Below are 21,083 nucleotides of genomic sequence, written 5' to 3' on the forward strand. Positions count from 1 at the left end.
ATCAGTGGTATCTGATTAACTCATCAATGACCGAGGGGTTGCCTCGATGTAGTCAGGAGGAAGCCCGGTAGTAATCGAGATACCAGCGCACGAACGCGGTAACCCCTTCCTTGATGGAGGTGGCTGGGCGCAGGCCGGTGAGGGTGTGGAGGGGCTCGTTGTCGGCCCAGGTGGCGTGCATGTCGCCCGCTTGCATCGGCAGCATCCGCTTGATGGCGGGCTTGTCCAGCGCCTGTTCCAGCGCCTCGATAAAGTCGAGCAGCCGCACCGGCTGACCATGACCGATGTTGAGGATGCGGTAGGGGGCGGCGCTCTCGGCAGGGCTCTGCTCGCCGGCATGCCAGTGAGGGTTGGGGCGAGGCGGTAGCTCGGCGACGGCGAGGATCCCCTCGACGATGTCGTCTATGTAGGTGAAGTCGCGGCTGAGATCGCCCTGGTTGTAGACGTCGATGGGCTCGCCTGCCAGGATGGCGCGGGTGAACTTGGTGATAGCCATGTCGGGCCGGCCCCAGGGGCCGTAGACGGTGAAAAAGCGCAGCCCTGTAGTGGGCAGACCGTAGAGCGCCGAGTAGGCGTGGGCCATCAGCTCGCTGCTCTTCTTGGTGGCGGCATAGAGGGAGACCGGGTGGTCCACCTGTTGATCGGCACTAAACGGCAGTTGTTCGTCCATGCCGTAGACCGAGCTGGAAGAGGCGTAGATGAGGTGCTGGATCCCGTGCTGGCGACACCCCTCCAGCACCGTCAGCATGCCGGTGAGGTTGCTGTCGGCGTAGGCAAACGGATTCTCCAGCGAGTAGCGTACCCCCGCCTGAGCCCCCAGATGGATCACGCGCTCGAAACCATGACGGGCAAAGAGAGTAGCCATCGCTTCGCGATCCGCCAGATCGACCCGTTCGAAGTGGAAATGGGGATAACTGGCCAATTGTGCCAGCCGCGCCTCTTTCAGACTCACCTCGTAGTAGTCGTTAAGGTTGTCGATGCCCACCACCTGATGACCCGCCGCGCAGAGCCGGCTGGCCACATGAAAACCGATAAAGCCGGCAACACCGGTGACCAGATAGGTCATGGTTGGGGTCCTGTGCAGATCATGGGGCTCCTGACAGTGATGAGAAAAGGGGGTTGCGCGCTTTGTAGCAGAGCCGGCGCGTTTGCGCCATGGCAAACCGCCTCTGTCGGCGCGGCATGCTGCATCTTGGTGCAGCAGGTGTCAATGCCAGATGACAGGCACCAGAATGGGGCGTTCAGCCTGACTGTTGTGATCCTTTTCACAAAAAATAGACTGGACCCCATAACGAAGCCCTGTGGACAGGGCTCGCAGCCCGCCCGCAACGGCAGGCGACAGACACTCTCTCTTTACTTCGCTTGGATACAGGTTATGGACAACACCTCGATTCGCACTGCTCATCCTATTTATGAGGATGTGCTGGCCCTGCTGACGGCGGCCGGCTTTGTTTCCCTCGGCATCTTTCTGTTTCATCAGGTTGGCCTGCTCACCGGCGGGACTGCCGGGCTGGCGCTGCTGCTGCAAAAGGTGACCGGCATCAGCTTCGGCCTGCTGTTTTTCGGCATCAACCTGCCCTTCTATGCGCTGGCATGGCTGCGGATGGGGCCACGTTTTACCTTCAACACCTTTGTCTCGGTGGCGGCGGTCTCCTACATGACCGATCACCTCAACGGGGTGTTGCAGATCGGCAAGATAGAGCCTCTCTATGCGGCGCTGATCGGCGGCACCCTGATTGGCATGGGGCTGCTCATCATGTTCCGTCACAAGTCGAGTCTGGGGGGCTTCAACATTCTGGCGCTCTTTATTCAGGATCGTTTTGGCATCCGGGCGGGCAAGCTGCAGATGGGGCTTGATTGCGCCATTGTTGTCGCCTCGTTTTTCGTGGTGCAGCCCTGGATCCTGGCTCTCTCCATCGTGGCGGCGGTTATCTGTAATCTGGTGTTGACACTCAACCACAAGCCCGGCCGTTACCAGATTGCCTGACAAGCGGCAGCCGTGACCCGATAAGACAAGAGTGACCCGATAGCACGAGGCGGCCTGATGGCCGCCTCGTCTGTTTCTACCCAGGGGTTTGTTCGCTGCGCCTAGCTCGCCTGTTCCAGCCTGCTGTCGCCGCTCGTAGCGTTGCCACTGATGGCGCTGCCGCTGATAGCGTGACCACCGACGGCGAGCGGGGTGTGGCAGGCCACCTGATGATGGGCCTCATCACACGCCTCAAGCCTTGGCGCCTTGCTTTTGCACAGCTCGGTCGCATGGGGGCAGCGCTGGTGGAAGTGGCAGCCGCTTGGCGGCGAGATGGGGGAGGGCACATCGCCGGTCAGCAGAATGCGCTGGCTGCGCCTGCGCGGGTCCGGTACCGGAATGGCGGAGATCAGCGCCTGGGTGTAAGGGTGGCGCGGCGCCAGATAGAGCGACTGGGCATCCGCCAGTTCGACGATCCGTCCCAGATACATCACTGCAATCCGATCAGAGATGTGTTTGACCACCGACAGATCGTGGGCGATGAAGATGATGGAGAGGTTCATCTCCCGCTGCAGGCTGAGCAGCAGGTTGACGATCTGCGACTGCACCGAGACATCGAGGGCCGAGACCGCCTCGTCGCATACCAGCAGCTTGGGCTTGAGGGCGATGGCGCGGGCGATGCCGATCCGCTGGCGCTGACCGCCGGAAAACTCGTGGGGGTAGCGATCCACCGCGCTGCCCGGCAGGCCCACTTTCGCCAGCAACTCCTGCACCCAGCCGCGGCGCTGCTCAGTGTTGCCTTTACCGTGGATGATAAAGGGCTCCTCCAGGATCTGGCCCACGGTGTGGCGGCTGTTGAGGGATTCTGCAGGATCCTGAAACACCATCTGCATCTCCTGACGCAGGGAGCGCATCTCCTTCGGGCTGAGGGCGGTGATATCGCGCCCCTCGAAAGTGATGGTGCCCGCGGTCGGCTCGAACAGCTTGAGCAGGCTGCGCCCGAGGGTGGACTTGCCGCAGCCCGACTCACCCACCAGCCCCAGCGTCTCCCCCTGTTTCAGGTCGAAGCTGATGCCATCCACCGCGTGAACCGTATATTGCTTGCGCAGGAACCCGCCTCCCAGCCGGAAGTGCTGTTTCAGATCCCTGACCGATAACAGAGTGCTCATGGGGTCAACTCCTTCCAGTAGTGACAGGCGACATGGTGGCGCGGATTGAGTTGCTCCACCGCCGGAATGGCGCTGATGCAGAGATCGGTCGCATGGGGGCAGCGGTTGGAGAAGCGGCAGCCAGCGGGCATCTCGTGCAGGGCTGGCACCTGTCCCTTGATGGTCTTGAGCAGGCTCTTGGGCTCATCCTCGAGGCGCGGGATCGAGCTCATCAGGCCGTGGGTATAGGGGTGACGGGGATGGTCAAACAGTTCGAACACATCGGCCTGCTCCACCGCCCGCCCGGCGTACATCACCACCACTTCGTCGCACAGCTCTGCAACCACCCCCAGATCGTGGGTGATAAAGATGATGGCCATCCCGGTCTGGGCCTGCAGCTCTTTCATCAGTTCGAGGATCTGGGCCTGAATGGTGACATCCAGCGCCGTGGTCGGCTCGTCGCAGATAAGCAGGTCCGGCTCGCAGGAGAGCGCCATGGCGATCATCACCCGCTGGCGCATACCGCCGGAGAGGTTGTGGGGATAGACCGCAAAGCGCTGGGCCGGTTCCGGGATCCCCACCTTCTGCAGCATGGCGATGGCCGCGGCTTTGCGCTGGGCCTTGTCGTAGTCGGGGCGATGAAGGCGAAACACCTCCATCAGCTGCTCACCGACCGTCTGCACCGGGTTGAGGGCCGTCATCGGCTCCTGAAAGATCATAGAGATGCGGTTGCCGCGCACCTTGTACATCTGATCTGGCGCAAGCGACAGCAGCTCCTCCCCCTGAAAGCGGATGGAGCCTGCTACCACCTGACCATGGGGCTTGGGCAAGAGCCCCATGATGGCGAGCGAAGTGACACTTTTGCCACAGCCAGACTCGCCGACGATCCCCAGCGTCTGACCCGGTGCCACCTTGAAGCTGACCCCGTCGAGCACCTTGATCTTGCCGTCGTCGACGGCGAACTCCACCTCGAGATCGCGTACTTCGAGGATTGGGGCTGGGTGCTGGCCGTTATCAACGGCGAACCCCCCCCCGTTATCCGGTACGTCAAGAATGGGGGCCTGAGTGTTGGGCATAACGGCTGCTCCCTTCGCAATGGCCTGAATATCAATGACGTGCATAGGTCTTGTCGAGCAGGTTGATGGGCGCCAGCGCCTCCCCTGCCTCCTTGGCGTTGCGGGTCTCTTCCTTCACCTTGGGATCGAGCCAGAGCAGACCACCACTACTGTGAGGATAACCATCCATCGGCCAGTAGAGCAGATCCGGCGTGTTCTTGGTGGCAGGTACGTCCGGCAGCATCACATAACGCCAGCTGCTGGCCCGCACATAGTTGAGCTGCACCCCGGGCACGAAGATGGCGAGATCATAGATGCGCTGCTGGATCTGGCGGGAGATCTCGGCCCGTTTGGCCATGTCGAATTCGACGTTGTAGGCGTCGATCAGTGCGTCCAGCTCCTTGTCCGCTACGTTGAACAGGTTGTTGGTCTGCGGTTTGTTGGCATTGGCGGAGTGGAACGACTCCCAATATTGTGGATAGAGACCGCCGCCGCCCCAGCCAAGCCAGGCCGCCTCGTGTTTCTTCTCCAGCATCACCTTGAAGCCGGTGGCGCCATCCACTAGGTTAAGCTCCAGATCGAGACCCGCTTTCTTGGCCTCCTCTTTCAACACGGTCAGGCGCTTGGAGTGCTCCTGACTGGTGTAGGTGAGTGCCAGCGTCAGCCGCTCCCCCTTCTCATTTTGCAGGATGCCGTCCGGCCCCGGCTTGTTGTAGCCGCCCTTGGCAAAGTACTCCCGCGCCTTGCCGATGTCATAAGCCCGCTCCGGCAGCGTCATGTCGGTGAACTCGCCAAAACCCGAGCCGAAGGTGGTGGCTCTGTCATAGTCGCCGCGCAGCACGGTCTCTATCATCTTGTCGATGTTGAAGGCGTGCTGGATGCCGAGGCGCACGTTTACGTCTGCCAGTTTGGGGTTGGCCACATTGAGGTGAACTCCCTGACCGCCCTGTTTGGTGTCGGTCATGGCCATCACCTTCTGCACGTACCCCTTCTTGTACTCCGGGGTGACCGCTTTTTCATGCCACCAGTTGGGCAGGATCATCTCGAAGGTATCGATCTCCCCTTTCAGGAAGTGGCGGAAGGCGATGTTGTGGTCGCGGATCACCTGCACCTTGATGGTGTCGATGTTGAATCTGTGCTGGTTATAGCGATCATCCTTTGCCCACCAATCCTTCTGCTTGCTGAAGGTGACCGACTTGCCCTTCTTGACGTCGCTGATCACGTAGGGACCTGTGGTGGGCACCACGGCCCAGTTGTACTGCTTCACCCAGTTGGGGGTCAGCTTGTAGTAGTGCTTGGGCTGGGGCCACAGCTCGGTGGTGTTGAGCAGATCCAGCTTGGCCTTGCGGCTGCCCGCTTTGACCATAATGGTGTGATCATCGATCTTCTCTACCGCGACCACTTCAGTGGTGTAGTAGTTGTTGAACCAGGGCCCCTTGATGTGTTTGGAGCGCATCATCTCGTAGCCGAAGGTGTAGTCGTCAGCATTGACCGGCTTGCCATCCGACCATTTGGCACGGGGATCCAGCTTGAAGTAGACGGTCTGGCTGTCTGGCGCTATGGCCCAGTGGGTCGCGAGCGAGGGGATGGGGTTGCCGGTATTGGGGTGGAAGCTGATGAGTCGCAACTGGTTATCGAGAATAAAGGAGCGGAACGATCCGTTGGAGTCAGGCCCCACGGTACGAAACGTCAGCGGAAAGCTGTCGACAAACATATTGAGGCTGCCGCCCGGCAGTGCCTTGGGGGAGGCGAACACAGGATCCGTGTCGTTGGTCTCCCATTTGAGATCCGCGGGCAGGCTGGCCGCCCAGACCCAGGATCCGTTTACCAGCACAAAGAGAGCACCTATCCATTTGATTTTATTTTTCATGTTTGACTTCCAGGTCTGGCCCCTGCACTGGGGGTCTTGATTGATAACGGGATTATCCCTTGCTCCCGGGACCGCCGATGGCAGCGGCCCGTCCTTCATTAATCACTGTTCGTTATCCGGCACCTGCCGATGTGTGTTGGCGCTGGCTGGCTTATTGGTAACGGGTAAATTTGCGCGGGTCGAACGCCTCGCGGATCGCCTCGCCGATAAAGGAGACCATGATCAGCACCAGACTCACCGCCGCCACTACCGAGCTGACTATCCAGATGGCATCCAGATTGTTGATGCCCTGGGAGAGCAGCTCCCCCCAGCTCGGGGTCGGCGGAGCCAGCCCGAAGCCCAGATAGTCGAGTGCCGTCAGGGTGGAGATATTGCCCACCACGGCGAACGGCGCCAGAGTGACGATCATCATCAGGGTATTGGGCAGGATGTGGTTGAAGATGATCCGCCCGGTGGTCGCCCCTTGTGCCCGCGCCGCCATCACATAGTCCCGCGCCCGCTCCTTGTAGGTGAGGGTGCGCATATACCAGGTGATCCCCATCCAGCCGAACAGCACGTTGATGGCGACAAACAGGCCGAAGTTGGGCTTGGCCAGCGACACCAGGATCATGATGACGTAGAGAAATGGCACCTGGGACCAGATCTCGATAAAGCGTTGCAGGATGAGGTCGAAGCGACCGCCGAGAAAGCCCATCAGACAGCCGATGGTGACCCCGATGGCGTAACTGGCCGCCAGCGCGATAAAGGCAAAGCCGATGGCGATGCGAAAGCCGTAAACCAGCCGCGCCAGCACGTCGCGGCCGCTGGTGTCGGTGCCGAGGAAGTGGCGCTCGGCCGCGCTGGGGGCGTAGGGCGGGTAGGCATCCTCCTTGAAATCCTGCTCGTAGGGGTTCCAGGGCACTGGCGGCAGCAGTACCCAGTCGCCCTGGCCCTCTGCGGCAAATTTGGCCTTGAGCTGGCGGTAGTTGGTTTCGTACTCGTAATCGAGCCCGAACTGCTGACCGGGGATCACATCGCCATAGGTGGGGAAATGCAGCTGGCCCTGATAGCTCACCATCAGTGCCCGGCTGTTGACCAGCAGCTCCGCCAGCAGGGAGAGCAGCACCAGGGTGGTGAAGATGATGAAGGAGTAGTAACCGCGCTTGATCGACTTGAAGCGCTTGAGTTTTTTCAAGGTAACCGGATTGAGCTTCATGGTCAGTCTCCAAACCGCACGCGGGGGTCAACAGAGGGTGCAACGCAGATATCGGAGACGATATGGCGTGATATCAGCATCGGCATGGCAATAGAGGTCTGGTTCATGGTCACTCTCCAAACCGCACGCGCGGATCAACGAGGGCAACGCAGATATCGGAGACGATATGGCGTGATATCAGCATCGGCATGGCAATAGAGGTCTGGTTCATGGTCAGTCTCCAAACCGTACGCGCGGATCAACCAGGGCCACGCAGATATCGGAGACGATATTGCCTATCAGCATCAGCATGGAGGTGATGGCCAGAATGCCCATGACGGTGGGGTAATCCCGCTCGACGATAGCCTCGTAACCGAGCAGGCCGATGCCGTCGATGTTGAAGATGGTCTCGATGAGGAAGGAGCCGCCAAAGAAAACGGTGAGCACAGACCCCAGGTGGCTGGCGATGGGGATCAGGCTGTTGCGCATGGCGTGGTCGGTGACCGCCTTGCGAAACGGCAACCCCTTGGCCACGGCGGTACGCACATAATCGGCCGACAGGTTCTCCATCAGGCTGTTTTTCATGGTCATGGTGAGGATGGCGAAATCGCCGATGGCGTAGGCGATAAGCGGCAGCAGGGCGTGGGCAAAGACAGTGCGGATCTGATCCCAGCTGCTCTCCATGTATTCAAAGTCGTCTCCCGGAAAACCGCCCATCGGCAGCCACTCCAGATGGAAGGCGAAGACGGTGATGAGGAAGATCCCTACCACGTAGGCGGGCAGGGCATAGGCCATGTAGATGAGCATGGAGCTTAACGAGTCGAAGCGGCTGTTGTGCCTGAGCGCCTTCGCCACACCCAGCGGAATGGAGACCGCATAGCTCAGCAGAAAGGTTGCCAGCCCGAAGAAGGCGGTAACGGGGAGCCGCTCCTTGATGAGATCCCACACCGGCTCGTAGTAGCGGGTCGATTCGCCCAGATCCAGCACCGCCAGCTTCTGCAGCCACTCCCAGTAGGCGACCAGCATGGGCTTGTCGAGGCCATAGAAGGCCTTGAGCTCCTCGATCTGTTCATCGGAGAGGGCCTGTGCCCCCTTGCTGCCACTGGAGCGGCCGGATTCATTCTGGGAAACCTGGGCTTGCAGCAGCATGCGTTCGACCGGTCCGCCCGGCACGAAACGGGTGATGGTGAAGACGAGCAGGGTGATACCGAGAAACGTCGGAATGATCAAAAGCATCCGGCGTAGGAAATACGACAGCATGGTGGAACCTCGTCCTTGTTGTTCTTTTTTGCGGCCAGTCAAATCCGGTGACGGGCCTGTCCTTCCTGGCATTACGCGCTGGATTGGTTGCCAAACAGCAGACAATCCGCTTGGCCACTGTAAAAGCTCTGCAACAAAAATCAAGTACAAGGAAATGGAAAACTGGGACAAATGACCCGCTGAGACCAAAAGCACCGAAAAATGACGTTTTTTATCTGAAAAGTGAAAATCAAAACAAAACGCTACTGCTCAACATTATTTTAAAAAATATAAACAGCTGTTTGTTTGAATCTTGTATTTGTTTATGTGATTGAATTTTAAGTGCTTTTATTTCTGCTGTCAAAGAAGGGAAAACGATATCATCTCGACAAATTTATCTATCTCCCCCATCGGAGTGGTCAGTCACAATAATAATTAAAATAGAGTTTTATTCTTATTTTTGCCAATAAATCGAAATAAGATATAAAGAGACAGCACGTAAACAAATAAGTTCATCAACTTTTAATTCAGCGTCTTTTACATGTTTTAACAACGATTTCACATTGCACGGGATGTTTTTGGCAGAATTATTCACTAATTATGCCGGTCAAAATTAATACACTCCGCTTATTCCACATCTCACCCTCCCGATCCCCCCACTCCATTGACGTCGCCAGTCAAAGATTGATAAGCCTTACGCATCGCTCCAAAGAGGGCGGTATCAGGAAGCAAACAATAAACAACCAGGAAGGATATAAGCGATGCTTAGGAAGAGCAGAATCTCTGCTGCGATTGCGTTCGCCTTGGCGAGCCTTGCGGCGGCCCCATCCGTATCTGCCGAAGAAGGGCAGAACGTCGAAAAACTGCAGAAAATCAAAGTCACTGGCTCCCGTATCTCTCGTGTTGATGTTGAGGGGGCGACTCCGGTTGTCTCTGTCAGCAAGGCCCAAATTGAACAGTCTGGCCAGCAGACTGTGGCTGATTATCTGAAACAGGCCTCCTACAACTCCTTTGGTGGTTTCTCTCCATCCTCCGGTAGCTCAGCCCAGTCACAAGCCACCGTAGGGCTGCGTGGCCTTGGTGAAGATCGCACACTGGTGCTGCTCAATGGCAAGCGTATCGCCGGTTCTCCCTCCATGGGGGGCACCGCCATCAACCTCAACACCATCCCCATGGCTGCCGTTGAGAGGGTGGAAGTGAACCTGGACGGTGGCTCTGCCCTGTATGGTTCTGATGCCATCGGTGGCGTTATCAACGTGATCCTCAAAGAGGGTTTTGAAGGTTTGTCATTCCAGGGGCGCGTCGGTTCACCGACCGAGGAAGGTGGTGACGAACAGAGTGGTTCCATCGTCAGCGGTATTTCGGGTGAGAAAGGTTCCCTGATGATGGTCTACGAGCATGATGTCAAAGACGAAATCTATTACAAGGATCGTGATTATCTGGCCAAGCAGGGGGCTGAGTCACCTAGCCTCTATGGTCGCAATATCAAGGGAGTAGACGCGGCAACTGGCAAGACCGTAACCCGTACTCTGAATGGGGTCGACTGTGAAAGCACCGGCGCCGGTTTTGTCACCAAGGGTACGGCTTGCCGCTTCGACTTTGCCCAGGTCGCAGCCAAGACCGCCTCGCGTACTCGCGACACCGTCTATGTCAACGGCCGCTACCATATCAACGACAATGTGGATTTCGTGCCACAGATGATTGGTTCCCGGGTCACCAGTTTTGGTCGTTTCGCCCCTGCTGCAGGTGCCTTCACCGTGGATGGCTCCACCCCTGAAAGCGCTGCAGTCCTGTCTGCCAACAACTTCAGCACCGCCAAGGCTGCGACGGTTTACTACCGCTTCAACAACGTCGGTCCCCGTGACAACGAAGTGACCGACTTGACCGGTACTCTGAACCTGGGTTTTGAAGGGGTGGTTCCGACCGAGGCGGTTGGCGATCTGGAGTGGAACGCCGGTTACATGTACTCCAAGACAGATAACCAGAGTATTGGTAATGGCTATGTATTGGAGCCGGCGGTTCAGACTCAGGTAAACAGTGGAAACTTCGTCAACGGCAGCTTCTCTGCTGATGCCACCAAGGATCTCTCTTATACCACCAGCCGCAACTCCAAGATGGATTTCTTCCAGTGGTATGGCGGTCTGGGTTGGGAGATGGGCGAACTGCCTGCTGGCCCGGTCAGCTGGTATCTGGGTGCCGAGTATAACGATTGGGTTTACTCCGACACCTACGACAGCCAGTCCGAAGCGGGTAACGTACTGGGTTCATCCGGCAACTCCGGTAGCGGTGTGCGCGATGTGTTTGCCACCTACATCGAGAGCCTGATCCCCATCACCGAGCAGATCGAGCTGAACCTGGCGGGTCGTTACGACAAGTACAGCGACTTTGGCAGCGCCTTCTCGCCCAAAGCGAGTCTGCGTTATCAGCCACTCGACCAGCTGATGTTCCGTACCTCCTGGTCCCAGTCTTTCCGCGCGCCGGGTCTGAATGATCTCTATGCGGCGGATGCCCAGTCAGCGGACTTTGCCAAGGACTATGTCTACTGCCAGGCCAATGGTATTGCCAACTGTTCCGAAGAGCAGTACGAGACAACGCGCCAATCCAACAAGAACCTGAAGGAAGAGACCGCCAATACCTTCACTATCGGGGCGGCCTACAATCCGCTGGACAATCTGAACCTGTCGCTCGATTACTACTACATCAAGATTGATGACGTGATCCAGTTGGCTACCACCCAGACCCAGTTCTATCAGGAGCTCAATACCGGCAGCAACCCGAACGTCATTCGTGACGCCAACGGCGATGTCGAGAAGGTCTATGCCGGCATGGTCAACTTGGGGCAACTCAAGACCAGTGGTATCGACTTCAAGGCGGACTACAAGTACGACTTCAACTCCTTCACCCTGCGTTACGACTTTGGCAGCAGCTACATCCTGAAATATGAGGAAGGTCTGTTTGCTGGTGGCCCAATGGTTGACAAGAAGGGCTGGAATGGCAAACCCGATTTCCGTTTCAACTCCGGGATCGGTGCCAACTTCCCACAGCTGTGGAATCTGGATACCTACCTGAGCACCAACTATATCGACTCCCAGAGCCAGGACTATGTGGATGACAAGGAAGAGGGCCATATTGCTTCCAACACCATCTGGAACCTGAACGTTGCGGTCGATACCAGCTGGAATGCCAAGATCCAGACCGGCGTGAAGAACATGTTCAACCGTGGACCTTCCCTGTCAAATGATGGTTACACCTACGATGAATACCTCTACAGCATTGACGGACGGGTCTACTACATCGACTACACCCAGAAGTTCTAATCAACCCCGTTGATATACAACCTCAGCCGGCCCGGTCGGGCCGGCTGTGCCCAACGTCCAAGGAAGTTACGGAGATAGGGTAATCCTATGAAGACAAGGACCATTACAATGAAGAAAGCGCTCCTTGGCAGCCTGGTTTCGGCCGCCTTGTTGACCAGCTTCAATCTGAGTGCCGCCACTGCCAGTCAGGCCGTGGACGCTCAAGCCGCCACCGACAACGCATCCAAAGTTTCCCAGCAGAAGATCGACAGCTATGCCGAATCTGCCGAATCCGCACTGGCCCAGTACAAGGCAGCCCTGCGTCAGGTCGACAGTCTGCGCACCTACAACGAGCAGGTGAGCAAGATGGTCGAGTCCCAGAGTGCCGAGCTGGCGTCGATGCAAAAGCAGATCGCCCAGATTGATCAGACCAGCACCGAAGTTGTCCCCCTGATGCTCAAGATGATCGACTCCCTCGAGCAGTTTGTGGCGCTGGATCTGCCGTTCCAGAAGGTCGAGCGCGAGGACCGCGTGGCGGCTCTGACCGACCTGATGAACCGGGCCGATGTCACTATCTCCGAGAAATACCGCAAGATCCTGGAGGCCTACCAGATCGAGGAGGGCTTCAGCCGCACCATTGAGGCCTACAAGGCGAGCCTGGACAAGGATGGCAGCGAGAAGACCTACGAGTTCCTGCGCGTTGGCCGCATCGCGCTGCTTTATCAATCCCCGGATGGCAATGAAACCGGGATGTGGAACAAGAAGACTCGCCAGTGGGAAGAGTTGCCCCAGGAGTATCGCAGTGCGGTTGAACAGGGCCTTCGCATCGCCAAGAAGCAGGCGCCTCCCGCGCTGATCAAGCTGCCGGTTCAAACTGCGGAGAAAGCATCATGAAAGGAATCAAACTTGCGATTGCCTCCCTGATTGCGGGAGCAACCCTGGTCACCCTGCCGGTGACCGCCGCCGAAAAACCGGTGGATCTCAATGCGCTGCTGAATCAGGTCAAGGCCTCCAGCCTGAGCGAATCCCAACTCAACAAGGAGCGGGAAGCCCGCTTCCTGGCTGACAAGAACGAGCAGGGGGCGCTGCTGGCCAAGGCCAAGGCCGAGCTGGCTGCCGAAACCGCCAAGGGCGAGCAGCTCAAGGCGACCTTCGATGCCAATGACAAGCAGCTGACCGAGCTGACTGAAACCCTGCGCCAGCGTTCCGGCAACATGGGTGAGATGTTCGGCGTACTGCGTCAGTTCGCCGGTGAGTTCAAGGGGATCTTCAACGCCTCCGCCCGTCGGGTCGAGCATCCGGAACAGACCGCGCTGCTGACCCGTCTGGCCGAGAGTAAAGAGCTCCCCTCCAGCGACGATCTGGAAGCGTTCTGGACCACCACCCTCAGCCGCATGGTGGACGGTGGCAAGGTGAGCCAGATCCCGGCGACTGTGGTCTATGGCGAAGGCAACCAGGCCGAGAAGACCGTCACCCAGATCGGCGAGTTCAATACCGTCTCCGAAGGCAAGTACCTCACCTTCGTGCCGGAGACCGGCAAGTTCGAGCAGCTCTCCCGTCAACCTGACAAGGGGGTGCTGGAACCTATCGCCGAGTTTGAACAGGGCGGGGACGGGGTCAAACCCATCTTTATCGACCCGTCTCGCGGCGTGATCCTCTCTCTGCTGGTGCAGTCACCGACTCTCAAGGAGCGAATCGATCAGGGTGGTGAAGTGGGTTACGTCATCATGGTGCTCGGTGTACTCGGTACCCTGCTGGCCATCTTCTGCGGTATCCGCCTGTCGTTGATCGGCTCGTCCATGCGCAAGCAGCTGAAATCCGATCAGATCATCAAGGGCAACCCCATTGGTGACATGCTGGGGGCCTACCAGAGTCATCGCGGTGACAACATCGAGGATCTGGAGTCCAAGCTCGACGAGATCATCCTGCGCAACGTGCCCAAGTTCGAGAAGGGCATCAGCATCATCAAGCTGATCGCTTCCGTCGCGCCGCTGCTGGGCCTGCTCGGCACCGTAGTGGGGATGATCGCCACCTTCCAGGCCATCACATTGTTCGGCACTGGCGATCCCAAGCTGATGGCGGGCGGTATCTCGGAGGCGCTGGTGACCACCATGCAGGGTCTGGTCGTCGCGGTGCCCATGCTGTTCCTCTACACCATTGTGCAGACCCAGAGCCGTCGTCTGATCCAGGTGCTGGAAGAGCAGAGCGCCGGTTTCGTCGCCCGTTATCAGGAACGTCTGCACGCCTCCAAAGCCGCAGCGTAAGGAGTCACCCATGTGGTTCTGGTTGATTGAAGAAGTCGAGTCGGTCCGCCGGTTTTTGGGATTGGGGGGCGATGTACTGGTCGCCCTGTTCTTCCTGACCCTGATGATGTGGGCCCTGTTGCTGGAGCGCTGGTTCTACTTCATGGCGGTTTACCCCAAGCAGGTGAAGCAGACCAAGGCCACCTGGCTGGCCCGCACTGATCATCTCTCCTGGTCTGCCAAGCAGATCCGGCGCGAGCTGGTCTCACGGGTTGCCATGGCGGTGGACAAGGGGATGCCGGTCATCAAGGTGCTGATCGCTCTCTGCCCGTTGATGGGGCTGCTGGGGACCGTGGTGGGGATGGTGCAGGTGTTTGACACTTTGGCCATCACCGGCACCGGGTCGCCGCGGGCGATGGCATCGGGGATCTCCAAGGCAACGGTACCGACCATGGCGGGCATGATCGCCGCCCTTTCCGGCCTGTTTTTTGTCAACCAGCTCGATCACAAGGCCAAACTGGCGGTGCAAAAGCTGGAAGACAACCTGAAACACGGTTGATGCAGGATGCATACCCCCGGCGAGGCATGGCCTGCCGGGGGCACAGAACAAGCAAGGAGTTTCTGCTATGAGAAAACGTTACAGCGACAGCGGTGCTGACGAGGCGGCTATCGATTTGACCCCCATGCTGGACATAGTGTTCATCATGCTGATCTTCTTCATCGTCACCACCTCCTTCGTCAAGGAGTCCGGTGTCGAGATCAACCGTCCCAGTGCCAGCACGGCCGAGACGGTGAAGAAGGGCAATATCATGGTCGCGGTGCGCGAAAACGGTCAGGTTTGGGTCGACAAGCGGGTGGTCGAGGTGGGGGCGGTGCGCGCCAACATCGAGCGGCTGCGGGCCGAAAACCCGGAGAGCGCCGTGGTGATCCAGGCCGATAACGAATCCCGTTCCGGTCTGGTGGTGCAGGTCATGGATCAGATCCGCATGGCCGGTGTCCAGAACATCTCCATCGCGGCAGACAAGAGCAGCTGATGCCGGAGAGAGACCTATGAGATACCTGATATCGTTGGCGGTCTCCTGTGTGGTGGTGTTCTTTCTGTTTCTGGGAATGAACAAGCTGATCACACCGGATCACCGGGAGCTGGTGGAGAAGGATGACGTCACCATGACCGATTTCATCCGCCTCAAGCCCCAGGAGACCCTGCAAGAGAAACAGCGGGAGCTGCCCAAACCGCCGCCGCCCAAGCGTCCGCCGCCGCCTCCCGAGATGGAAGTGGCCAGCACGGATCGGCCGAAGATGGAGAGCGCGCCGATGGACATGCCCAAGCTCGACATCCCGGTCAACATCGGTGGTGGCAACGCGCTGGGTGCTTACAGCACCGGCGGCGGTGGTGGCGGCGTCGGTGGCAACAACGGCGCCATTCCGCTGGCAACCTTCGAGCCCATGATGCCCCGCAAGGCGGCACTGGCGGGGCTGGCCTCCGGCAAGGTGCTGGTGGAGTTCACCGTCACCGAGCGCGGTACCGTCAGCAACGTGCGGATCGTCAAGGAAGAGCCGCGCAGCTATGACCTCGGCAAAGAGGCGCGCAAAACCATCGCCAAGTGGACGTTCAAACCGGCCATGGTGGATGGCAAGCCGCAGGCGAGCCGTATGCAGCAAGAGATCGAGTTTGCGGTCAACTAAGGAAGGTGGCGATGAACAAGTTACACAAGATGATCCTCGCCCCGGTCGCCATGGCGGTGCTGCTCAGCACCGCCAGTTGGGCCGCCGAGCAGCCGGCCCTGTCGGATCGGGCCTATCGGGCGGTCAACAAGGCGCAGGAGCTGATCACTGACAAGCAATACGGTCTGGCGAATGCCAGATTGCAGGAGGCACTCTCCAGCGTGGGTGATCGGGTCTACGACAAGGGGGTCATATTGCAGACTCTCGGTTTCGTGGCCGCCCAGCAGGAGAAATACGGTCAGGCGACCAAGTACTTTGCCGATGCCATCGCGACAGGCGGCCTGCCGCCACCGGTGGCCCAGCAGGTGCGCTACAACCTGGCCCAGCTCTATATGGCTGAGGGTAATTATCAGGGGTCGATCAAGACCATGAAGGAGTGGTTTGCCAACCAGGGCAAAGATGACAAGCCCAACTCCCATGCCTATATCACGCTAGCCAACGCCCACGTGCAGCTCAAGCAGTACCGTGACGCGATCCCGGCGGTGGATCAGGCGATCAAGCTGTCGGCAGGTAAAGCGCCGGAGTCCTGGTATCTGCTGAAGATGGGCGCTCACTACGAGCTGAAACAGTACAAACCGGCGACCGAGGTGCTGACCTCTCTGGTCAACATGTTCCCGGAGAAGAAGAAGTACTGGACCCAGCTGTCGGCCATGCATATGCAGGCAGGTAACGATGCCAAGGCGCTGGCGGCGCTGGAGTCGGCCTACAACCTCGGCATGTTGACCGAGGCCGCCGAGCTGCAGCGCCTCGCCAACTACCTCGCCTTCACCGGCATTCCCCATCGCGCCGCACGGGTGATGGAGAAGGGGATGAAGGATGGGGTGATTGAGCAGAGCGCCAGCAACTACAAGACCCTGGCCAACTATTGGCATCAGGCCAAGGAGCTGGATCCGGCCATCGACACCCTGGCCAAATCCTATCAGCTGGCCCCGAGCGCCGATTTGCAGCTGAAAATGGCGCGCATGATGATCCAGAGCAAACGCTATCAGGATCTGGTGGCGCTGGCCGCCAAACCGGCAGCCAATGCCAATGGTGAACAGCGGGCGGATCTCAAGTTCCTGACCGGGGTCGCCTATTTTGAGCAACAAAAGCCGAAGGAGGCCCTCAACGCCTTCACCCAGGCGGCTCAGAATGGCAACGTCAGCGGTCGGGCATCCCCCTGGATCAGCTTCCTCAAGGAGCAGAGTGGTGCGGGGGAGGCGGCCGTCCAGTAATTCCAATGACAACGCTTGAAGTCCCTTTTATGGTTGCCTGGTGGCTCCATTAACCGCTCTTCGGAGCGGTTTTTTTATGGCGGCAGCCAGTCCCTGCTGTAGTCGAAGCGCTATTTTCCCCCTTTTCGCTCCAATGAAAGTGCCACAGTCAACATTGGCCTATCTCCTCCGAGGTGACAAACGTTTCAGCTAGGGCTGCAACCGTGACACCAGGTGGCACAGAGCTGTGGTCTACGGGGGCGGGGTTGGTCCGCAGAGAGGGGGCTATGCTGTACATCTCTCTTTCAATGGCGACTTGCCAAGGGGGCTTTTGCTCTGTTGATAAGCATCACACCGAAAACGGCCACTTTTAACAAGAAAAGCAACATATGGAAGTTGAAATTTTGGCCGACTCGGGAAAGAATGCGCGCTCGGTTATTTGGCGCCGTGGTGCAGGTTGACCCGCCACCGGCAGACCGAAGATAAGATGGCCTCCGGCCCATTTGGTACAGGAAACCACACAGGAATTTTATGAACCCCCTTCGCACTGCCGCTTCGGCCCTTTTATGCACACTTGCGCTGATCAGCCAGCAGGCTGCCGCCGTCGAGTACCGTCTGCCTGCGGCCAACAGCCGTCTGATCGGTGAGAATCTGGAATATGTGGTGCCTGCGGACAATCGTCCGCTGGAGCAGATTGCCTCCGAGTTTCAGTTGGGTTTGACCAATATCATGGAAGCCAACCCGGGCGTTGATCCCTATCTGCCCAAAGCGGGCAGCACCCTGATCATCCCTCACCAGTTGATCCTGCCCAACGCGCCCCGCGAAGGGATCGTCATCAACGTTGCCGAGATGCGCCTCTACTACTATCCGAAAGGGAAGAACGTGGTACAGGTATTGCCCATCGGCATCGGTCAGCTGGGGGTGAACACCCCGGAGAACTGGATCACCAAGGTAGAGCGCAAGCGCGCCAACCCGACCTGGACCCCGACCGAAAACATTCGTCGTCGCTACGCCGCGAAGGGAATCACACTGCCTGCGGTCTGGCCAGCCGGCCCGGACAACCCCATGGGCCTGCACGCCCTCTACATCGGCAACCTCTATGCCATCCACGGCACTAATGCCACTTTCGGTATCGGTCTGCGGGTGAGCAGCGGCTGCGTACGTCTGCGTGCCGACGACATCAAGTATCTGTTCGACAACGTGCCGGTCGGTACCCGCGTCCAGTTCGTCAACCAGCCGGTCAAGACCACGGTCGAGCCGGATGGCGGTCGCTACATGGAAGTACACGAGCCGCTGTCGCGCACCGAGGAGGAGTTCAACTCCACCGCCTCCGTGCCGCTCCCGATGACACCGGCTATCACCCGCTTCATCGCTCACGCCGAGTCTGACTCCAACGTGGTCAAGCAGGTGCTGGAACAGCGTACCGGTATGCCGACCCGTCTCAATCCTCAAGCCTGATGACTTGAACTCGAGACCCGGTAATGACAACGGCGACCCTATGGTCGCCGTTGTTGTTTCTGCCAGCGGCAGTGGGCGTTATTTGTGACTGACGGTGACGATTGCCATAGTGTGGCGATCATCGACCCACTGGTAGGAGACTTGGCTGTGGGAGAGATTCAAGGATGCCTCTCTTGCCAGTTTTTGCAAATTAACTGTTTCGGTTGTTTGTGCGGAGCCTGAGAGGCAGGTGACCTGCATCTGCTTCTCTAGTTGGTTGACACGGCAGGCATCCTCCACGATGGCGCCGCTGAATTCGATGCGTCCTGTATTACTTGCCTGGGTCGTCTGTGCCATCGATATGCCCAGCGTGGCGAGAGTGAACACTACTGCGCTTGTTTTCATGCAGACCTCCTGATTGTCTTGCTCGCGGGCAGGAACCCGCTTGTTCATTGCCTCGCATTATCAGTATCGACAGTGTCAGGTGGGGGATGAGCGTTATTTGATCCCTGCTCGGGAGGGGCAAATTCAGAAAGCAGGAGAAAAAAGAGGGCCGCCCATGGGGTTAATGCCGATGAGTCAATGGCTGTTCGACCATTCTCGGGCTAACAGCAGGAGTGAACCTTGTCGCGGCTGAAGTAAAAAGAGAAGTAGTTATCGATGTTGAGCAGGCGGTGCTCTTGGGGGCTGAAAGAGTCAAGGGGGTCATCTCGACGTCAAGCGGCTGGAGGCTTTGCGCAAGGCGCAGTCCGTGCATTGACCATGTCGATATGAGGTCAACCCCTTGGCTTGGGCCCAGGGGCTCTCATCACGCTGAACGGCGACCATTATGGTCGCCGTTTTTCTGGGCTCGAGTCAGCGTTTTACCCAGGCAGAATCACTGCACACAGACCGGGCAGAAGGCGTAGGTGCCTTGTGGGTCGTTGAAGCGGGTGAGCGGGTCGAGACTGCGGTTCACTTCCACCAAGGCCTTGCCAAAGCCGGCTGGCAGCCAGCTTTGCAACTGGGGGGCTAGCACTTGGGCACTGCTGTCAAACAGCTGACGCAGGAACTTGTCCTTGGTGGACTCCTCCTGCTCTATGGGGGTCACCTGCCACTCTTTGAGGTTGGCCAGCTCGGCGGCTGCCTTGATGGCGTCATCCAGATTGCCGAACTCGTCCACCAGACCCAGGGCCTTGGCATCTTCGCCAGTCCAGACACGACCTTCGGCCGCTTTTTCGGCCTCTTCCGGGCTCAGACCACGGCCCTTGCTCACCAGACCGATGAAGCGCTGGTAGGTATCTTCCACGCTCAGCTGGATGGCCTGACCGACGTGATCCGGCAGGGCGCGGGTCGGGCCGACGCCAACGTAATCTGTGGTGCCAACCCCGTCGGTATGCACCCCGAACTGGGCCAACGCCTTGTCGATGGTGGCGAACATGCCGAATACCCCGATGGAGCCGGTGAGGGTTGTCGGGGACGCGAAGATCTTGTCCGCATCGGCGGAGATCCAGTAGCCACCGGAGGCGGCATAGCTGCCCATGGAGACCACTACCGGCTTGCCAGCCTGTTTCAGGGCCAGCAGCTCGGCGCGGATTTGCTCGGCGGCGAAGGCGCTGCCGCCCGGGCTGTCGACCCGCAGGACTACGGCTTTGACCTTGTCATCGCGGCGAGCATCGGCCAGCAGGTCGGATAGGCTATCACCGCCGATGGTGCCGGCAGGCTGGACGCCATCCATGATGGCGCCGCTGGCGACCACCAGACCCACCTCATCCTTGCCGCTCTGGGGATATTGTTCCGGAATGGCAGCCAGATACTCTTTCAGGCCGACCCCTTTCCAGCCGTGGTCGTCCGCTTCACCCACCTCTTTAATGACCGCCTGGGTCATCTCGTCGCGGGTGGCCAGCTGATCCACCAGACCGTTGTCGAGGGCGTAGTTGGCGGCATTGCCACCGGCTTTGCGCAGCAGCTCGAGGAAGCGATCCTTGCCCGGCGCGACCGCATCGGGTTCGATCTCCCGCTGCTCGGCCACGTCAGCCACATAGGATTGCCACAGCTGATCCAGCCAGCGCTGGTTCGCCTCTTTGCTCTCGGGGGACATCTCGTCGCGGGTATAGGGTTCGACGAAGGATTTGTAGGTGCCGACCTTGAATACATGCGGGGTGATGTTGAGCTTCTCCAGCGCCGACTTGAAGTAGGTCTGGTAGACCCCAAGCCCCTCGATCACCACGGCGCCGCTCTGGTTGAGCAGCACATGATCGGCGTGGGCCGCCAGCAGGTATTGCCCCTGAGTGTAGAAGTCGGCCATGGCGATCACCGGCTTGCCGCTCTCCCGGAAGGAGTCGATGGCACTCGCCACCTCCTGCAGTTTGGTGAAGTTGGCTCCCTGCAGCCCTTGCGGCTTGATCACCAGCGCCTTGATGCGCTCGTCATCCTTGGCACTCTTGATGGCCCACAGCAGGTCGGAGAGGACGATCTCGCTCGGCTGCTCGTCGCTGCTGTCCATCTGGCGCAGCAACTGGACGGTGGGATCGGTCTGGGAGCGTTGCTCCACCAGCACGCCGTTGAGATTGAGGGTCAGCGCCCCTTCGATGGGCGCCTTGGGGGCCTCTTTCTGGCTGACGCTGAAGACGATGACCAGCACTACGATGAGAAACAGCAGATTGACCAGCATCAGCCGGGTGAAATTGAGCAGGCGCCACAGGCTGCGGAACAACCAACCCAGACCTTTGAAAATAGACATAGTCGCGTTATCGCC

General features: G+C 58.8%; 17 protein-coding genes. 9 read left to right on the forward strand and 8 right to left on the reverse strand.

Annotation, left to right across the window (positions count from 1 at the left end):
• Nucleotides 1–52 precede the first annotated feature (52 nt).
• Nucleotides 53–1,066 carry an NAD-dependent epimerase gene (locus G5367_RS17055; protein ID WP_421251619.1) on the reverse strand — a complete coding sequence of 338 codons (1,014 nt, stop codon included), beginning with the start codon at nt 1,064–1,066 and terminating at the stop codon, nt 53–55.
• Nucleotides 1,067–1,375: 309 nt separating this feature from the next.
• Between G5367_RS17055 and G5367_RS17060 the strand changes: the two genes are divergently transcribed.
• Complete coding sequence (locus G5367_RS17060) at nt 1,376–1,987, forward strand: YitT family protein (RefSeq protein ID WP_005349421.1); 612 nt, start codon at nt 1,376–1,378, stop codon at nt 1,985–1,987.
• 101 nt (nt 1,988–2,088) lie between these two features.
• Here the strand turns inward: G5367_RS17060 and G5367_RS17065 are convergent, their stop codons facing one another.
• The 5 genes from G5367_RS17065 to G5367_RS17085 all read right to left on the reverse strand — a co-directional run bounded on the left by G5367_RS17065 (nt 2,089) and on the right by G5367_RS17085 (nt 8,473).
• Nucleotides 2,089–3,135, reverse strand: a complete 1,047-nt coding sequence (locus G5367_RS17065) for an ABC transporter ATP-binding protein (RefSeq protein WP_421244679.1) — start codon at nt 3,133–3,135, stop codon at nt 2,089–2,091.
• A complete protein-coding gene (locus G5367_RS17070) occupies nt 3,132–4,190 on the reverse strand; it encodes an ABC transporter ATP-binding protein (RefSeq protein WP_421294745.1) in 1,059 nt (352 codons plus the stop codon). Before G5367_RS17070 ends, G5367_RS17065 begins: the two co-directional genes overlap by 4 nt.
• Before the next feature lie 31 nt (nt 4,191–4,221).
• Nucleotides 4,222–6,039 carry an extracellular solute-binding protein gene (locus G5367_RS17075; protein ID WP_421244677.1) on the reverse strand — a complete coding sequence of 606 codons (1,818 nt, stop codon included), beginning with the start codon at nt 6,037–6,039 and terminating at the stop codon, nt 4,222–4,224.
• 151 nt (nt 6,040–6,190) lie between these two features.
• The gene (locus G5367_RS17080; protein WP_013724081.1) at nt 6,191–7,234 is read right to left on the reverse strand and encodes an ABC transporter permease; all 1,044 of its coding nucleotides are present in this window, start codon (nt 7,232–7,234) and stop codon (nt 6,191–6,193) included.
• 213 nt (nt 7,235–7,447) lie between these two features.
• Entirely contained in the window at nt 7,448–8,473 is a 1,026-nt protein-coding gene (locus G5367_RS17085) for an ABC transporter permease subunit (RefSeq protein ID WP_031227629.1), read from the reverse strand.
• A gap of 740 nt (nt 8,474–9,213) precedes the next feature.
• On the opposite strand from G5367_RS17085, the gene G5367_RS17090 reads away from it, so the two are divergent.
• From G5367_RS17090 to G5367_RS17125, 8 genes are all read left to right on the forward strand, one after another.
• Nucleotides 9,214–11,769, forward strand: a complete 2,556-nt coding sequence (locus tag G5367_RS17090; protein WP_216951982.1) for a TonB-dependent receptor — start codon at nt 9,214–9,216, stop codon at nt 11,767–11,769.
• A 108-nt stretch (nt 11,770–11,877) separates the two neighbouring features.
• Nucleotides 11,878–12,642: a DUF3450 domain-containing protein gene (locus G5367_RS17095; RefSeq protein ID WP_421244676.1), complete on the forward strand. Its 765-nt coding sequence runs from the start codon at nt 11,878–11,880 to the stop codon at nt 12,640–12,642.
• On the forward strand, nt 12,639–14,012 hold the full coding sequence (locus tag G5367_RS17100; protein ID WP_107682561.1) for a MotA/TolQ/ExbB proton channel family protein: 1,374 nt from the start codon (nt 12,639–12,641) through the stop codon (nt 14,010–14,012). The genes G5367_RS17095 and G5367_RS17100 overlap by 4 nt, the downstream gene beginning before the upstream one ends.
• 10 nt (nt 14,013–14,022) lie before the next feature.
• A complete protein-coding gene (locus tag G5367_RS17105; RefSeq protein WP_005338936.1) occupies nt 14,023–14,550 on the forward strand; it encodes a MotA/TolQ/ExbB proton channel family protein in 528 nt (175 codons plus the stop codon).
• A 67-nt stretch (nt 14,551–14,617) separates the two neighbouring features.
• Nucleotides 14,618–15,025: an ExbD/TolR family protein gene (locus tag G5367_RS17110; RefSeq protein WP_005338933.1), complete on the forward strand. Its 408-nt coding sequence runs from the start codon at nt 14,618–14,620 to the stop codon at nt 15,023–15,025.
• Nucleotides 15,026–15,041: 16 nt separating this feature from the next.
• Nucleotides 15,042–15,677, forward strand: coding sequence for an energy transducer TonB (locus tag G5367_RS17115; RefSeq protein ID WP_005343441.1), 636 nt, complete (start codon nt 15,042–15,044; stop codon nt 15,675–15,677).
• A gap of 11 nt (nt 15,678–15,688) precedes the next feature.
• Nucleotides 15,689–16,930 (forward strand): tetratricopeptide repeat protein, encoded by a 1,242-nt coding sequence (locus G5367_RS17120; protein WP_421244675.1) that lies wholly within the window; start codon nt 15,689–15,691, stop codon nt 16,928–16,930.
• Nucleotides 16,931–17,440: 510 nt separating this feature from the next.
• Nucleotides 17,441–18,367, forward strand: coding sequence for a L,D-transpeptidase family protein (locus G5367_RS17125; RefSeq protein WP_216951980.1), 927 nt, complete (start codon nt 17,441–17,443; stop codon nt 18,365–18,367).
• Nucleotides 18,368–18,445: 78 nt separating this feature from the next.
• On the opposite strand, the gene G5367_RS17130 is transcribed toward G5367_RS17125, so the two are convergent.
• Nucleotides 18,446–18,751 (reverse strand): type 1 fimbrial protein, encoded by a 306-nt coding sequence (locus G5367_RS17130; protein ID WP_421231782.1) that lies wholly within the window; start codon nt 18,749–18,751, stop codon nt 18,446–18,448.
• A gap of 472 nt (nt 18,752–19,223) precedes the next feature.
• Nucleotides 19,224–21,068 carry a signal peptide peptidase SppA gene (gene sppA, locus G5367_RS17135; protein ID WP_069526535.1) on the reverse strand — a complete coding sequence of 615 codons (1,845 nt, stop codon included), beginning with the start codon at nt 21,066–21,068 and terminating at the stop codon, nt 19,224–19,226.
• Between the last annotated feature and the right edge of the window lie 15 nt (nt 21,069–21,083).

Source organism: Aeromonas sp. 604282 (assembly GCF_049170575.1).
In the GTDB taxonomy this organism is placed as follows: Bacteria; Pseudomonadota; Gammaproteobacteria; order Enterobacterales; family Aeromonadaceae; genus Aeromonas; species Aeromonas veronii_A.

What these genes read in the sequence shown, in the direction of transcription:
- G5367_RS17130 (WP_421231782.1), bottom strand. Translation starts at nt 18,751, where the DNA reads ATGAAAACAAGCGCAGTAGTGTTCACTCTCGCCACGCTGGGCATATCG.
- G5367_RS17100 (WP_107682561.1), top strand. Translation starts at nt 12,639, where the DNA reads ATGAAAGGAATCAAACTTGCGATTGCCTCCCTGATTGCGGGAGCAACC.
- G5367_RS17060 (WP_005349421.1), top strand. Translation starts at nt 1,376, where the DNA reads ATGGACAACACCTCGATTCGCACTGCTCATCCTATTTATGAGGATGTG.
- G5367_RS17065 (WP_421244679.1), bottom strand. Translation starts at nt 3,135, where the DNA reads ATGAGCACTCTGTTATCGGTCAGGGATCTGAAACAGCACTTCCGGCTG.
- G5367_RS17095 (WP_421244676.1), top strand. Translation starts at nt 11,878, where the DNA reads ATGAAGAAAGCGCTCCTTGGCAGCCTGGTTTCGGCCGCCTTGTTGACC.
- G5367_RS17125 (WP_216951980.1), top strand. Translation starts at nt 17,441, where the DNA reads ATGAACCCCCTTCGCACTGCCGCTTCGGCCCTTTTATGCACACTTGCG.
- G5367_RS17075 (WP_421244677.1), bottom strand. Translation starts at nt 6,039, where the DNA reads ATGAAAAATAAAATCAAATGGATAGGTGCTCTCTTTGTGCTGGTAAAC.
- G5367_RS17085 (WP_031227629.1), bottom strand. Translation starts at nt 8,473, where the DNA reads ATGCTGTCGTATTTCCTACGCCGGATGCTTTTGATCATTCCGACGTTT.
- G5367_RS17070 (WP_421294745.1), bottom strand. Translation starts at nt 4,190, where the DNA reads ATGCCCAACACTCAGGCCCCCATTCTTGACGTACCGGATAACGGGGGG.
- G5367_RS17110 (WP_005338933.1), top strand. Translation starts at nt 14,618, where the DNA reads ATGAGAAAACGTTACAGCGACAGCGGTGCTGACGAGGCGGCTATCGAT.
- G5367_RS17080 (WP_013724081.1), bottom strand. Translation starts at nt 7,234, where the DNA reads ATGAAGCTCAATCCGGTTACCTTGAAAAAACTCAAGCGCTTCAAGTCG.
- G5367_RS17120 (WP_421244675.1), top strand. Translation starts at nt 15,689, where the DNA reads ATGAACAAGTTACACAAGATGATCCTCGCCCCGGTCGCCATGGCGGTG.
- G5367_RS17115 (WP_005343441.1), top strand. Translation starts at nt 15,042, where the DNA reads ATGAGATACCTGATATCGTTGGCGGTCTCCTGTGTGGTGGTGTTCTTT.
- G5367_RS17105 (WP_005338936.1), top strand. Translation starts at nt 14,023, where the DNA reads ATGTGGTTCTGGTTGATTGAAGAAGTCGAGTCGGTCCGCCGGTTTTTG.
- G5367_RS17055 (WP_421251619.1), bottom strand. Translation starts at nt 1,066, where the DNA reads ATGACCTATCTGGTCACCGGTGTTGCCGGCTTTATCGGTTTTCATGTG.
- sppA (WP_069526535.1), bottom strand. Translation starts at nt 21,068, where the DNA reads ATGTCTATTTTCAAAGGTCTGGGTTGGTTGTTCCGCAGCCTGTGGCGC.
- G5367_RS17090 (WP_216951982.1), top strand. Translation starts at nt 9,214, where the DNA reads ATGCTTAGGAAGAGCAGAATCTCTGCTGCGATTGCGTTCGCCTTGGCG.